Raw genomic sequence first — 14,910 nt, 5'->3', positions numbered from 1 at the left:
TATATCAAACTGCTATTTGAAATTGGGAAGTTGAAAAGAGAGTATAAGAATAATAAAATTTGATATAATCTCTCTTTAATTTAAAGAGAGATTATGAAAATTTATACTACATCAAAAAAACTAAAGGAAAATGCTAAAAATTTTTATAAAATAGCCCTATATCATGCTTATAAAAACATCACAAAAGAAGATATTTTTGCAGGTTGGGGTAGAAAAAAATCCGGTTTAAAAGCTATAGAACTAGCTAAAAAGCACAATGTAAAATTTTTACTTTTAGAAGATGGTTTTTTGCGCTCATTGAATTTGGGTATAGAAAATAGTCCAAGTTTTTCTATCGTCAAAGATGATATAGGAATTTATTATGATGCGACTGCACCATCTAAGCTTGAAAATATTTTAAATACTTACGAATTTAGTTCTGAAGAGTTAGAGCAAGCAAAAAAAGCTATAGAGCTTATAAAAAAAGAAAAACTTAGCAAGTATAATAATAATCTTTGTTTACCAAAAGAGCTTTTTTATACTAATGAAGAACGCGTATTAATCATCACACAAGTAGCAAATGATGCTTCTCTTAAATTTGGCCTAGCTGATAGTTTTTCAACTCAAGATATCATAAATGAAGCTATCAAAGAAAATCCAAATGCTAAAGTATATATTAAAATTCATCCTGATGTATTAAGCGGTAAAAAACAAAGTGATTTTGATGTGCAAGATTTGCCAAGCAAATGTATTCTTATAAAAGAAAATTATAACCCTATGGACTTATTAAGTTGTTTTAAAAAAGTTTATACCAAAACTTCCGGAATGGGCTTTGAAGCTTTGATGTTAGGATGCGAATGTGTGTGTTATGGCGTGCCATTTTATGCAGGCTGGGGTTTAACTCAAGACAAGCAAGCGTGTAAAAGAAGGTTTAAAAAAAGAACTTTAGAAGAGGTTTTTTGTGCTGCTTATATTTTATATAGTGAGTATTTTAATCCTTACTTAAATCAAAAAAGTGATATTTTTGATACTATTCATACTCTAGCAAAGTATAAAAAGATAGAGCATGCTAATTCAAATACTTTGTATTTTTTAGGTTTTACTTTATGGAAGCGTTGGTTTATGAAGCCATTTTTTAAAACCAAAAATAATAAAATCATTTTTTTAAACTCATTAGGTGAACTTTATAAAGCGAATTTAAATCCTGAAGATAAAATTTTCATTTGGGGTAAAAAATATGATAAAGCTTTGCTAGCTAAAGATTTTAATAATGAAATTTTCTTAATAGAAGATGGCTTTTTGCGCTCGGTTTTTTTAGGTTCAGATCTTACACGCCCTTTTTCTTTGATAATAGATTGTAAAGGCTTGTATGTTGATCCAAGCAAGCCAAGTGATTTAGAAGATATTTTGCAAAATCATATTTTTGATGAGAGTTTAAAACAAAGAGCTAAAAAACTCATCTCTACCATCACGCAAAATAAATTTTCAAAATATAATGGTTTAAAACATGAAAAATTAAATTTTAACACCAATAAAAAAATCATTTTAATCCCTGCTCAAGTAGAAGATGATGTTTCTATGATCTTAGGTGGAGCAGGCTTTGATACTTTAAAACTTTTACAAAGTGTAAGAAAGGCCAATGAAAACGCCTTTATAGTTTTTAAACCTCACCCTGATGTTTTAAGTGGTAACCGCAAAGGTTTAAAAGATAAAAACATTATTTTAAAATACTGTGATGAGATTATAGAAAATATTAGCATAGATAGTGCTATAAATGCTTGTGATGAGGTGCATACTATAACCTCTACAAGTGGTTTTGATGCTCTTTTGCGTGGTAAAAAAGTAGTAGTTTATGGCAAGCCTTTTTATGCAGGTTGGGGTTTGACAAGCGATTTACATGAAATTCCAAGACGCACAAGAGTGCTTAGTTTAGAAGAGCTTGTTGCGGGGGTTTTGATCCTCTATCCAAGATACATCCATCCAAAAAGTAAAAATTTATGTGAAGTTGAGCTTGCATTAGATATAATGTTAAAAATGCAAAAAGATTATTTTTCTAAATTTTATTTGCGTTGGTTTATAGATATAAGAATTTATATATTAAGAAAAATAAGAAGATTAGTAGAATTTATTTTGATTAGATGAATTTAAGTAAAAAGTTAAAAAAATTTTCTGGTAAAAATGTTTTATTGCTCCAAGGACCTGTGGGTGGATTTTTTCGTAAAATTGCTACAAAAATTCCAAAAGCTAAGGTTTATAAAGTAAATTTTAATGGCGGAGATTTTTTCTTTTATCCTTTTAAAAGCATTAACTATACTAAAAGCTTAGCCGAGCTTGAAGACTTTTATAAAAAGCTTTTTGAAGAAAAACAAATTCAAGTTATCATTATGTATAATGATTGTAGAAAAGTGCATGAGATAGCCATTAATGTTGCTAAGCAAATGGGTATTGAAGTATGGATTTTTGAAGAAGGTTATATAAGACCAAACTTCATTACTTTTGAAAAGGATGGAGTAAATGCAAACTCCACTTTACCAAGAGAAAAAGAATTTTATCTAAGTCAGAAAAAATTTGATAAAGATTTTAAATTTAAAATTTTCTCAAGCACTTTTAAAAATATGGCTTTTTCTTCATTTTTATACTGGCTTTTTGCTTTTTTATTTTCTTGGTATTTTAATAATTCTTTACATCATAGAAGTTTAAAACTATTTGACTTTTTACCTTGGTTTTGCTCAGTATATAGAAAAAATAAATACAAAATCACAGAAAAAAGTTTAAATGAAAAAATTCTTTCTCTAAAACAAAAGTATTTTTTAGCTATTTTACAAGTGCATAATGATACTCAACTCTCCCATCATTATAAAAAAACTACAGAAAAATTTATAGAAGAGGTGATTATCTCTTTTGCTAATCATGCCAAAGCAAAGTCATACCTAGTTTTTAAACACCATCCTATGGATCGTGGCTATAGGGACTATACTAAACTTATAGAAGATTTGAGCTTAAAATACAATGTCGAGGGTAGAATTTTATATGTACATGACTTACACTTACCTACGCTCTTAATCAATGCAAGAGGCACTATAGTGATAAATAGCACAGTAGGACTTTCTGCTTTATATCATAATAGCCCTTTAAAAGTTATGGGAAAAGCCTTTTATGATATTGAAGGTTTGACTTATCAAAAAAGCTTGCATACTTTTTGGAAAGAATGCAGAGCATATAAACCTGATGCGGTTTTACATGCTAAATTTAGAAATTATGTGATATATAAAACCCAAGTCAATGGGAATTTTTTCAAAAATACTAGTTTAGATTAAATTTTCTTTTTATAGTTTTTTGCAATCTTTTTTAGTTTAAAAGGTAAGCTTAAATAGCCTATTTTAAAAGGAGTTCTTGAAGCTTGTAAAAGTGCATTACCTAAAAGATAAGGCAAATGTGTTTTGGCTATTTGAGCGTGTTTATAGTCTGCATAAGCTTTTAGTGGCGGTAGATTTTTTTGATCTTTTTGATTTTTAAAATGCTCTTTTTTGATTTTTCTCAATTCAAAAGGTATTTTAAAATACCCTAGATAACTTTTGCTATTTTTCATGATAGCTTCTCCAAGCTTATAGCTTAATCTTTCTTTTATCCTTAAGCTAGCTCCATAAAGTTTATTATTTTGGTGGATAAACATCTCATATTCATTTTTTAAGCCTTTATGATTTAAAAAACGCAAAAGATTATGATTTTGACTTTTTAAAAATGTTTGCATATCAAGTTTTTTTAGTTCATGGTATTCTAGCACTAATTCTTTATAAAATGCTATAGGTGGTATCAAAAGCTCATAAGCATTTATAAGTTGAATTTTACATTCAATTTTTTTATCATCATCTTTTTCTAAAAGTAAAATTCCTACTAAATCCACATAATCAAGCCTTGGTGTTTTTTCATTTGCTATGCTTAAGCCCGAACTTTCCTCACTTTGCTTGATAATTTGTGTATTAACATACAAAAAGGTTTGCTCATCACAAATTGCTTTTTCATTTTGTATATCTTGAAAAGTATTGATAAGTCCAAAATTTTTTACTAATTTAAAAGATGAGTTTTCAATGCTTATAGATGATATAGCATGGGTTAATGAGTTAGTGTGATTCCAAGTGTGTATGCCTAAGATTTGATAGTTTTTTAACTCTTTTGGGAAAATAATTTTTTCATTAGCTTTGATATTTATAGTTTTTTCACAAAAAAATGAGTTTTTATGCTCTATTTTAGTTGAATTTGAGGGCGTAAAGATATGAAATTTTCTTTTTGAGCAAATGATATTTTCTTTGGATTTTTTAAAGTTATGTAAATTTTTAACGATGTTTTTTCCAAGCTCTTGCATAGCTAGTGGCATAGGGTGGAATTTATAGTTTTGATCAAAATCATAAAGATTATTTTTTTGGTAGTAAAGATCTACATCGATTAGATTAAAACCATAATGAGCACAATTTTTCCTATGAGCTTCATTGATAGCTTTTGATTTATCATTACAAGCTGGTATGGGGAGTATAAGCACTATAGTAATTTTGTTTGCTTTGTAAAGTTCTTCGTAAAAATAATCAATATTTCTAAGTATAATATTTAAGCTCATAGGGCTTAAATAATCATTGATATTTGATTCACTGATAAGAAAATCACTTTTATTTATAGTATTTTCATGGCGTATTAACTCATAAAGATTTTGTAAAGAAGTACTAAGCCCTAAAGCGTAATTATGTAATGTAATGTCTTTATTTTCAAGACCTATCCTAAGACCATTTTTAACTACACTATTGCTACCACCTAGTAAGATTACATCCATAAATTCTTTCTTTATTTTTTTAATTTTTATTTATTTTATAAAATATTTTTTAATGAATAATTTCAGAGTAAAAACCCCTCATTTTATCTTTAAATAGGTATTTGACAAAGATAACAACTTTAGCTATATTTTTAAATTCAGTATTAAATTTACTTAGGATGTTGATGGAAAAAATATGCCAAAAAAGAGATGTTTTTTATATAGCTGGTTATGATCCTAGAGGATATAGGCATTATTATGCTATGTTTAAAAAAAATTTAGCCGAGCAAAATAAACTTTTAAATTATGATTATACTTTATCAAAAGCTCAAGTTAATATTTATCCTTTTTGGCAAATTCAAACTCCATACACAAACACTACTTATACTTTTTTAGGTTGGAATGATATAGTCAAAAAAAACTGGTCAGAGGGTATAAAAGATGCCTTGAGTGATTGTTATAGTTTTTTTAGAATTTATACTATTACAGGACTTTTTTTAAAATTTGGTAAAGAATCCCCGCACCAACTTATCACAGGTTATTATCCATTTTTTTATGTGCTTTTAAGTTTGATTTTTACTTTATTTTGTGCTTTTGGAAGTTTATTTTATTTGCAAAATTTTCATATTATTTTAGGAATTTTAGCTTTTGTTTTATCGTTAGTGTTTTTACCAAAAATGCTTTATAAATTAGGCAAGAAATTAGCTGTTTTTTGGATAGCTAGAATTTGTTCTTTTTGTGCAAACTGGGAGAAAAATTCTCAAGGTGAACTTGAGTTAAGAATGGATGATTTTGCTAGAGTTATTTTTGAAAAACTAAAAGAAAATGCAAATGATAAAAACTATGAGCTCATCTTAAGCGCACATAGCGTAGGAACGGTGCTTTGTATAAATGTTTTAGCAAAAGTACTTAGAAAATGTGAAAAAGAAAATATTTCTTTTGAAAATTTAAAAGTTTTAACTTTGGGTGAGTGTATACCTTTGGTAAGCTATCAAAAAAGATCTTTTGAGTTTAGAAAAGACTTAGAGTATTTGGGAAGTAAGAATTTAATATGGTATGATTTTACTTCTATTATTGATGGGGCTTGTTTTGCACAAGTTGATTTTATACGCACAAGCGGAGTGAAAGCACAATTTAGTCCAAAATACCTTTCGGCTAAATTTCATACCTTATATAAAAACAAAGATTATAAAAAAATCAAAAAAGACAAATATAAAGCACATTTTTTATATTTATTTGCCACACAAATTCAAGGAGTATATAACTTTTTTGAATTTGTCATAGGTAAAAATAAATTAGAAGTAAAAATCAAATAGGAGGAAAAAATGGGTCAGTGTCCTTTTCATCCAAAGCCTTATAAAAATAAAGCTTCTACATTAACTACTTTTTTACTAAAAAGAAGATCTTGGCTTGATGGACTTTATGAGCGAAGCTATAAAATGATGATGGGTAGAGTAAAAATGCCTGGATTTGATCTATATGTAGTAAATGATCCAAAAGAAGTTAGACGCATTATGGTAGATGAGGTTAGAGAATATCCAAAAAGCCAACTTTTACATGAGCTTTTAGAACCACTTTTAGGTATAAGTATTTTTACAACTAATGATAGAGTATGGGAAAAGCAAAGAGAACTTTTAAGACCTTCTTTTGAAATGACAAGGATTTCTAAGGTTTTTAATTTGATGAGTGAAGCAGCTTCTGATATGATGGCAAGATTTGCAAAGTATGAAGATAAAGTGATTATAGAAGTAGATGAAGCTATGACTTTTGTGACTGCAGATGTGATTTTTAGAACTATTATGTCATCAAAACTTGATGAGCAAAAAGGTAAACTTGTTTTGGATGCTTTTGTAACTGTGCAAGAAGAAACAGTTAAAACAGCTATGCGAAGAATGTTTCGTTTCCCAACTTGGCTTTCAAATCTTTTAGGTGAGAAAAAAAGACTTAAAGCAGGTGGAGTTATACGCAAGGTTTTATCAGATATTATAAAGCCAAGATATGATAATGCTCTAAATGATCAAGGAAAATATGAAGATATTTTATCATCATTGCTTATGGTGGTAGATGCAGATACTAGTGAGAGATTTTCTTTTAATGAAATTTTAGACCAAGTTGCCATGCTTTTCTTAGCAGGCCATGAAACCACTGCAAGCTCGCTAACTTGGACGCTATATATTTTAAGTATTTCTCCAAATGAGCAACAAAAAGCTTATGAAGAAATCATGCAAGTTGCGGGTGATGAGGAGTTTAAGATAGAGCACATTAGAGCGATGAAATATCTTACAAATGTGTTTAAAGAAAGTTTAAGACTTTATCCACCAGTTGGCTTTTTCGCTAGAGAAGCAAGAAATGATAACAAAATGAGAGATAAGCTCATCAAAAAAGGCTCAGGTGTAGTGGTAGCTCCATGGCTTATTCATAGACATGATAGTTTTTGGGAAAATCCACATGAGTTTGATCCAAGTCGCCATGAAGATAAAAGCAAGATTAAAAAAGACACTTATATGCCTTTTGGTATGGGAGAGCGTGTGTGTATAGGGCAGGGTTTTGCTATGCAAGAGGCTGTTTTGATTTTAGCTAATATTTTAAGGACTTATAAGTTAGAATTAGAAGAAAATTTTGTACCTGATATAGTAGGAAGACTTACTATAAGATCGGCAAATGGTATGAATATAAGATTTATAAAAAGGCAAAAATGAAAGAAAAATTAGCAGGAACTATACTACTTTGCGCTATCGTTCCTTTAGCGGTGATTAGTTATCTTTTTATTGTTATAGTGGGTACTTTTGGTAATCCTGCTAGGGTTAGACAAGGTGTGAGAGCGCTTGATCATTTTGTCAATGCTACTTTGTTTAATGGTTATGCTTGGGAGTCTTTATCGTCTCATGCTTGGAGAGAGCGTGATAAAAGATGGGCTAAAATAGTTATTAAAATCACAGATTTTTTTGATAAAAATCACTGCCAAAAGGCAAATAAAAGAGAACAACCTATAGTGGATTTAGTTTTAGAAAGAAAGCTTACCGAGCAAACTGTCGGTAAGCAGCTTTAGTTTTCTCCAAATAAAGCTTTAAGGTTTTTAAACGCTTCTTCTTGGTTATTAGTTTTATCTTCATTATTTACTTCATTAAGCTCTATCTCATATCCAAGAAGCATGCTAGCTAGGCGTATATTGATACCACTTTTTCCTATGGCTTTGCTTTTTTGCTCGCTATTTAGCGTTACAATAGCTTTTTTATCTTCAATGCTAACTGAGTTTATAATGGCTGGAGCTAGGCTTCTTGTGATTAAAATTGCCATTTCATTAGAATACTCAATGCAGTCAATATTTTCATTTTTTAATTCTTTGCTTACAGCATTAATTCTAACTCCTTTTATACCCACAGTTGCTCCTACTGCATCAACACTCGGGCTATTAGCTTGCAAGATGATTTTTGCTCTCTCGCCTGGAATTCTTGCACTTGCATAAATATTTATGAGACCATCTTTGATTTCAGGAACTTCAGCTTTTAATAAAGCTTCTAAAAATTTAGGGCTAGTTCTACTAAGCTCCATTCTCATACCCGATTTATCAATATATACATGTCTAATAACAGCTTTAATTACATCGCCTACTTTAAATTTTTCACCTTTGATACGATTTTTTCTAGGCAAATATGCACGAAACTCATCAATTTCCACATAAGTATTTTCTTCACTATCTACTCTTACTACGCTACCAAAAACCATATGTCCTACCATTTTTTGGTATTTTTCATAGATTTTTTCTTCTAAGAGTTTTTGAATGTTATATTCTAATTCTTTATGTAAGATATTTACAGCAGTACGGCCTAAATTTTCCAAAGAACATTCATAAGTTAGCTCATCGCCAATTTCTACATCTTTAGCTTCGGCCCTTGCTTTACTTAAAGCGATAAAATGCTCATTTTCATTTTCTAATCTTTCATCATTATCAGCTACTACGATGATTTTTTGATAAAGTTGCAAATTTTTACCCGAATCAACAAAAAATTCATATTTATCGCCATAAATTTTCTTAGCAGTATTAATAAGTGCTTTTTTAACTCTTTCTCTTACATCTTCTATTTGTAAATTTTTCTCATTAGCAATGGATTCAATTATATCTGTGATTTTTTCCATAATGACAATACAACCTTAATTTTGGATTTTAAAAGTTTGAAGAATAAAATTATATCTTTAATAAGTTTAATTAAAAGTAAAATTTGCTATAATTTCAGATTAAAAAAACTTGAGGATGATGATATGGACTTAAAAATAGCAAGAACCTCTGTTGATGAAAAGCCAAAAAGTATAAGTTTAGAAAGTATTGAAAAGGCTGTGGATAAAGAAGGTCAAAAATTTTTCTATTTCGATAAAGATAATGCCCATAAGCAATTAATCGCTTTGGTGGAGCATTTTGAAAAAAAAGGAAAATGTGTTTATCATAGAACAATCAAATATGGTTTAGATGATGCAGATTTTATGTATGAGGTACATATTCTTTGAGTAAAAAACTTTTTATACAAACTTTAGGTTGTGCTATGAATGTGCGTGATTCAGAGCACATGATAGCTGAACTTAAAGAAAAAGAAAATTATGAATTAACTCAAGATGCAAAAGAAGCAGATTTGATTTTAATCAATACTTGCTCGGTGCGTGAAAAGCCTGTACATAAGCTTTTTTCAGAAGTTGGAAGTTTTGAAAAAATCAAAAAAAATGGAGCTAAAATAGGAGTTTGTGGTTGCACTGCTTCACATTTGGGAGATGAGATTTTCAAGCGTGCTCCTAGTGTGGATTTTGTTTTGGGTGCTAGAAATGTTTCCAAAATCACAAAGGCCGTAAATACTCCAAAATTTTTAGGTAATGATATAGATTTTGATGAGAGTAATTATGCCTTTGCAGATTTTAGAAATAGCCTTTATAAGACCTATATTAATATCTCCATAGGTTGTGATAAGCATTGTACTTATTGTATAGTGCCTCACACAAGAGGAGATGAGATTTCTATACCTTTTGAGATTATTAAAAATGAAGCATTGAAAGCTGTTTCTAAGGGTGCTAAAGAGATTTTTTTACTAGGACAAAATGTTAATAATTACGGCAAAAGATTTTCTAATGCTCATGAAAAGATTAATTTTTCAGATCTTTTGGAAAAGCTAAGTGAAATTGAAGGTTTGGAGCGTATCCGCTTTACAAGCCCACATCCATTGCATATGGACGATAGATTTTTAGAGGTTTTTTCTAAAAATCCTAAAGTTTGTAAGTCTATGCATATGCCTTTGCAAAGTGGTTCAAGTGAAATTTTAAAGGCTATGAAACGCGGATATACTAAAGAGTGGTATTTAGATAGAGCATTAAAACTTCGTTCTATGTGTAAAGATGTGAGTATTTCTACTGATGTGATTGTGGCTTTTCCAGGTGAGAGTGATAAAGACTTTGAAGATACCATGGATGTGCTTGAAAAAGTGCGATTTGAGCAAATGTTTTCTTTTAAATACTCTAAAAGACCGCTAACTAAAGCTGCAACTATGCCAAATCAAATTCCTGATGATGTAGCTTCAAAACGCTTGAGTGTTTTGCAAGCAAGACATACAGAAATTTTAGATGAAATTGTTGTAAAACAAAAAGATAAAGAATTTGAAGTTTTATTTGAAGAATTAAGAAGTGAAGGTTTTGTAGCAGGTAGAAGTGATAATAATTTTTTGATTCAAGTTAAAGGCAGTGAAGAGTTATTAGGACAAATGAAAAAAGTAAAAATCACCAATCCTAGGCGTATGGTGTTAAATGGCGAAATCCTTTAAGATTAATCTTTTAGCTTTTGGAATTTTTTTATTACAATGGCTGATTTTTTTAACTTGTAGAAAGGTTTATTTAGGGCAAAAGCTTCCAAAAAGATCATGCGTGATACTTTTTTGGCATGGGCGTCTTGCTCTAATGCCTTTTGCTTATCGTAAAATGGGTATTAAAGGAAAAAAAGCTTATGTGATGATTTCACACCATAAAGATGGGGAGATCATTGCTAGAAATATTGCTTTTTTTGGTTTGGATACTTTAAGAGGTAGCACAAGTAAAGGTGCTTTGGCTTTATTAAAACAATCTTTTAAAATTTTAGATCAAGGCGATGATGTGATTATCACTCCAGATGGGCCAAGAGGACCTTATCATAGTGTTTCAGATGGTTCTGTGATGATAGCTTTAAAAAAAAATGCTCCACTTTTTTTGCTAAATTATGAAGCAAGTTCTTTTTGGGAATTTAAAAGTTGGGATAAAATGATCTTACCTAAGCCTTTTTCTAAGATTACTTATAGATTAAGTGAAGAAATCAAAATACAAAATTTGAATTTAGAAGAAGCTAAAGTATTGATAAAAGAAAAATTTGATATGATAAATCAAATAGATAAAGGATAAACACCATGTTATCTTTTTTTAGAAAGTATATTTTACAGCTTTTAATTTGTATTTGTTATGATGAAAAACAATACATTATAAGATGTCATACTTGGAAAAAATCTCAACCAGTTGATACTTTTGAAAAAAGTTTTGAAGATAAAGAAAAAGCAATAGAATATGTTAAAAATTTAAGTAAAGACTTTCAAATTTATTATATTTGTACTTTTTTTACACCTATTGCTCAAGGTGTAGTGCCAAGTTCAAATTTCAAAGAGCTTTCTAATTTTGGAGTAGAAGCAAATAATGTTAAATGTATTCCTTTTAATAATGCTTTGTTGTATGTTTCCAATCAATCTTTGAGTTCTTACAAAGAAGATTATGAAGCTTTTGGTGGTTTAGATTTGCTTTACTCACCTTTTTCTTTGCTTTATCATTGTATAGCAAATAGAGGTTTTGAAGAAAAAATAGGCCTTTATGTGTATAGATATCATGATTTTGTTGCGATGTTAATTTGTAAAAATGAGATTATATTATTTGGAAGTTATTTTAATATAGCTACTCAAAATTATGACGAAGTTGATTTTTTTGATGACATTAAGGAAGAATTTGATTTGCAAATTGATGATGAAAGCCAAGAAGAAGAAAATGAACAAAATTATGATTTAAAAAGTTTAGAAGAGATGAGTAAAGAACTTGATAAGCTTGAAGATTTAGATGAGAATGAAGAACAGCTTCCTATGGAATCTTTAGAAAATTTTAGTTCAGATATGAAAATGATAGAATACATCATTTCAAGTGTAAAAGAATTTTATCATAATCCTTTGTATGATAATAGTTTTTTAGAAGAAATTGTAATTTTTGATGAGGAAAGTTTTAGTGCAACCTCGCTAGATTATTTAGAAAATGAGCTTTTTATAAAGCCAAAAGTAGAGCTTATAGATACTTTAAATTTGATGAATGAGCTTGTAGTTAAGGATTTGAAGCTATGAGATATAGTTTAATAAAGCCGAAGATAAAACCAGTTTTTAATCTTTTTACTAGAATTTGGATTTATTTTACTAGTATTAGTGTGTCTTTGATTTTTGTGGTGTTTATTGTTGTTGTTTTTAAAAGCTACTATGCATCTGTGCAACTTGATGATAAGAAAAAAGAATTGGCTCAAATCATAGCTCAAATTAATTCCAATAAACTTAAATATCAAGAATTAGTAAGACAAAATAATAAAGCAGAAATGATTTTAGGGGATTTAGAACAAGAACGAGAGAATGGTAAAAATAAAGTTTTATTAAAAAGTATTCAAAACCTTTTTACTTTAGTGCCTAAAAATATATCTTTAGATGAGGTTTTAATGGAAGATAGGTCGCTTATTTTAAGAGGTATTACACCTACTAAAGAAATGTTTGCCTTGTTGTTAGAAGCTCCATTAAGAAGTATTTTTTCAAATTCTCAAACAAGCTATTATCAATTAGAAAATGGGTGGTATCGCTTTGTTAGTGTAAATATTACTATACCAGAGGAAATGTATGAACAAAAAAGATAAGAGCTTAGAAGAAGCTGATATATTAAAGATATTGATTTATTCTTTTTCATTTGTTGCACTTTGTGCAATATTGATTTTATTCTTAATTGTACCCTTTTTGAAGGATTATAAAATCGAACATTCCAGATTAGCCGCTCAACAAATTCAAAACACCAAAGCATTAAATGAATTACAAGCTTTGGAAAAGGTTATTAGAGATTTTCAAAGTACAAACGCGCAAAATTTAGCTCAAATCAATGCGGAATTTTCTCAAAAAGAATTAATGGATTTTATGAAAAATTATTTTGATGATGTTAAAATAAATCTTATTCCTATTAAAAAAAGACAAGAATATTTAAAATATCAATTTGGAGTTAGCGTAAAGATGAAAAATCCACAAGCTTTTTATTCTTTTTTAAATGATTTACAAAGATATAAAAATTTAATAGAAATAAGTACGCCTGTTGAATTTAAATCAGAAGAAAAACACATTGATCTTAAATTTAGAATCAAAGTGTTTCATGCTTTAGCTATTCAAAAATGATTACTTCATTATTTTGATAAGGAGAGATTTTTTCTTCCTTTTTACTATCTTGTTTTATATCTTGAGCTTCTAAATTTTCTTGTGCTTTTGATTCTTCCTTGATTTCTTTTATATTGGTTTTTAAACTAGAAGTGAATTCTTTGTAAAAAGCAATAAAAACTTTATCAATTTCCAAAGCACTAGCTGCAAGACTTTCATTTACTTGGGTTGGGACAGCACTATATACTTGTCTAAAACTTTCTATACTTGCTTGACCTTTTATAGGATAGTTCAAAATAATAGGATTGTCTAATTTTGCAGAGCTTGTTGTGCTTTGGAAAGTATCTTCTTGATGCAAATTATTTAAATGACTTTGAGCTTCTAAAATAATCATAAAAGAAGATTCTACACTATCGCCTCCAAGACTTGAATTTCTTGTAACTTTATCCTCATATAAGTTAGCACTGATGGTAATATTAAAAACATAATCAGGATTTTCATTATCTATAGTATATCCTTTACTTTCTAATAGTGCTTTACTATCTTTAAATAGCTGTTTTTTTAGTAATTCTAGGCTTTTATTGATTCTTTGATTTAGGGTAGATTGTTCAAAATAAGAACTATAAAAAGTATTTTTAATAATTTCTATTTCATTGATTTTAACTTTTGGGCCATTTTCTTTTGTATTGTTATGTTCTTCAAAAGAACTTTTAAAACTTGGCATAGAAATATAATAAGTTTTTTGATTACCAGTGCAAGCACTTAAAAATAAAATTATGCTAAAAAATAATAATATTTTTTTCATTTTCTCTCCTTGTTATTTTTATAATTATACAATTTTTTGCTATATTATGTGTTTTATTATAAAGGCTTTTTTATGGAATTTTGGCAAAATATTTATGCAAATTTTGATGTAGTGGCTTTTGAAATTTTTGGTTTAAAAGTGCATTGGTATGGTATTATGTATGTATTAGCCTTACTTGTTGCTTTAATGGTTGCAAAATACTATGCTATTAAAGACAATATGGGAATTTCAAAAGCTATGCTTGATAGTTATTTTATATGGGTTGAAATTGGTGTAATTTTAGGTGCAAGATTGGGTTATATTTTAATTTATGATGCAAATACTTTATGGTATCTTGCACATCCTTGGCAAATTTTTAATCCTTTTTATAATGGAGAATTTGTAGGAATTAGAGGTATGAGTTACCATGGTGCTGTTATAGGATTTTTAATAGCAACTTATGCTTTTTGTAAAAAAAATAAACAAAATTTATGGAAATATTTAGATTTGGTTGCTATTAGTGTGCCGTGTGGTTATATTTTTGGGCGTATTGGAAATTTTTTAAATCAAGAGCTATTTGGTAGAGCTACGGATGTACCTTGGGGTATTTATGTAGATGGGATATTGCGTCATCCTTCGCAACTTTATGAAGCATTTTTAGAAGGTTTTATAGTTTTTATCATTTTATTATTGATAAAAAAATATAAAAAATACAATGGAGAGCTTATTGCTTATTATACAATTTTTTATGCTTTAGCGCGTTTTGTTTGTGAGTTTTATAGAGAGCCTGACTTTGGTATAGGCTTTGTTGCTTTTGGTATGAGTATGGGCCAAATTTTAAGTATTATAATGTTTTTATTAGGACTAATTTTATCTTTTTATTTAAGAAATATTAAAAAAAATTTATAAATTTTTAT

Annotated in this window: 15 protein-coding genes; 12 read left to right on the top strand and 3 right to left on the bottom strand. The window is 28.7% G+C overall.

Features of this window, described 5'->3' with window-relative positions:
* Nucleotides 1–93 precede the first annotated feature (93 nt).
* Both L8X50_RS05075 and L8X50_RS05070 read left to right on the top strand, forming a co-directional pair.
* A complete protein-coding gene (locus L8X50_RS05075; protein WP_263660557.1) occupies nt 94–2,121 on the top strand; it encodes a capsular polysaccharide biosynthesis protein in 2,028 nt (675 codons plus the stop codon).
* Nucleotides 2,118–3,296, top strand: coding sequence for a capsule biosynthesis protein (locus L8X50_RS05070; RefSeq protein ID WP_263660556.1), 1,179 nt, complete (start codon nt 2,118–2,120; stop codon nt 3,294–3,296). Before L8X50_RS05075 ends, L8X50_RS05070 begins: the two co-directional genes overlap by 4 nt.
* Here the strand turns inward: L8X50_RS05070 and L8X50_RS05065 are convergent.
* Nucleotides 3,293–4,801 (bottom strand): SGNH/GDSL hydrolase family protein, encoded by a 1,509-nt coding sequence (locus L8X50_RS05065; protein WP_263660555.1) that lies wholly within the window; start codon nt 4,799–4,801, stop codon nt 3,293–3,295. The genes L8X50_RS05070 and L8X50_RS05065 overlap by 4 nt on opposite strands.
* Before the next feature lie 164 nt (nt 4,802–4,965).
* Between L8X50_RS05065 and L8X50_RS05060 the strand changes: the two genes are divergently transcribed.
* From L8X50_RS05060 to L8X50_RS05050, 3 genes are read left to right on the top strand one after another with little or no spacing between them, the layout of a single operon-like run.
* Nucleotides 4,966–6,096 carry a DUF829 domain-containing protein gene (locus L8X50_RS05060; protein ID WP_263660554.1) on the top strand — a complete coding sequence of 377 codons (1,131 nt, stop codon included), beginning with the start codon at nt 4,966–4,968 and terminating at the stop codon, nt 6,094–6,096.
* A gap of 9 nt (nt 6,097–6,105) precedes the next feature.
* Nucleotides 6,106–7,479, top strand: coding sequence for a cytochrome P450 (locus L8X50_RS05055; RefSeq protein ID WP_263660553.1), 1,374 nt, complete (start codon nt 6,106–6,108; stop codon nt 7,477–7,479).
* The gene (locus L8X50_RS05050) at nt 7,476–7,829 is read left to right on the top strand and encodes a membrane protein (protein ID WP_039627957.1); all 354 of its coding nucleotides are present in this window, start codon (nt 7,476–7,478) and stop codon (nt 7,827–7,829) included. Before L8X50_RS05055 ends, L8X50_RS05050 begins: the two co-directional genes overlap by 4 nt.
* Here L8X50_RS05050 and nusA read toward each other — a convergent pair.
* The gene (gene nusA, locus L8X50_RS05045) at nt 7,826–8,917 is read right to left on the bottom strand and encodes a transcription termination factor NusA (RefSeq protein ID WP_039617565.1); all 1,092 of its coding nucleotides are present in this window, start codon (nt 8,915–8,917) and stop codon (nt 7,826–7,828) included. The two genes, L8X50_RS05050 and nusA, sit on opposite strands and share 4 nt — an antisense overlap.
* 123 nt (nt 8,918–9,040) lie before the next feature.
* On the opposite strand from nusA, the gene L8X50_RS05040 reads away from it, so the two are divergent.
* From L8X50_RS05040 to L8X50_RS05015, 6 genes are read left to right on the top strand one after another with little or no spacing between them, the layout of a single operon-like run.
* Nucleotides 9,041–9,283 (top strand): HP0268 family nuclease, encoded by a 243-nt coding sequence (locus L8X50_RS05040; RefSeq protein ID WP_070255886.1) that lies wholly within the window; start codon nt 9,041–9,043, stop codon nt 9,281–9,283.
* Complete coding sequence (miaB, locus tag L8X50_RS05035; RefSeq protein WP_263660552.1) at nt 9,280–10,578, top strand: tRNA (N6-isopentenyl adenosine(37)-C2)-methylthiotransferase MiaB; 1,299 nt, start codon at nt 9,280–9,282, stop codon at nt 10,576–10,578. Before L8X50_RS05040 ends, miaB begins: the two co-directional genes overlap by 4 nt.
* A complete protein-coding gene (locus L8X50_RS05030; RefSeq protein WP_220566267.1) occupies nt 10,562–11,185 on the top strand; it encodes a lysophospholipid acyltransferase family protein in 624 nt (207 codons plus the stop codon). Before miaB ends, L8X50_RS05030 begins: the two co-directional genes overlap by 17 nt.
* A 5-nt stretch (nt 11,186–11,190) precedes the next feature.
* Nucleotides 11,191–12,156, top strand: a complete 966-nt coding sequence (locus tag L8X50_RS05025; protein ID WP_258108108.1) for a hypothetical protein — start codon at nt 11,191–11,193, stop codon at nt 12,154–12,156.
* Nucleotides 12,153–12,707 carry a hypothetical protein gene (locus L8X50_RS05020; RefSeq protein WP_220566268.1) on the top strand — a complete coding sequence of 185 codons (555 nt, stop codon included), beginning with the start codon at nt 12,153–12,155 and terminating at the stop codon, nt 12,705–12,707. Before L8X50_RS05025 ends, L8X50_RS05020 begins: the two co-directional genes overlap by 4 nt.
* Nucleotides 12,691–13,230, top strand: coding sequence for a hypothetical protein (locus L8X50_RS05015; protein WP_070255897.1), 540 nt, complete (start codon nt 12,691–12,693; stop codon nt 13,228–13,230). Before L8X50_RS05020 ends, L8X50_RS05015 begins: the two co-directional genes overlap by 17 nt.
* Here the strand turns inward: L8X50_RS05015 and L8X50_RS05010 are convergent.
* Nucleotides 13,217–14,014 (bottom strand): membrane lipoprotein lipid attachment site-containing protein, encoded by a 798-nt coding sequence (locus L8X50_RS05010; RefSeq protein WP_263660551.1) that lies wholly within the window; start codon nt 14,012–14,014, stop codon nt 13,217–13,219. The genes L8X50_RS05015 and L8X50_RS05010 overlap by 14 nt on opposite strands.
* A 72-nt stretch (nt 14,015–14,086) precedes the next feature.
* Between L8X50_RS05010 and lgt the strand changes: the two genes are divergently transcribed.
* The gene (gene lgt, locus L8X50_RS05005; protein ID WP_263660550.1) at nt 14,087–14,902 is read left to right on the top strand and encodes a prolipoprotein diacylglyceryl transferase; all 816 of its coding nucleotides are present in this window, start codon (nt 14,087–14,089) and stop codon (nt 14,900–14,902) included.
* The last annotated feature ends 8 nt before the right edge of the window (nt 14,903–14,910 follow it).

This window comes from Campylobacter sp. CNRCH_2013_0898h (genome assembly GCF_025772965.1).
Lineage (GTDB): Bacteria > Campylobacterota > Campylobacteria > Campylobacterales > Campylobacteraceae > Campylobacter_D > Campylobacter_D lari_D.
This window is presented reverse-complemented; position numbering and strand designations above follow the sequence as displayed.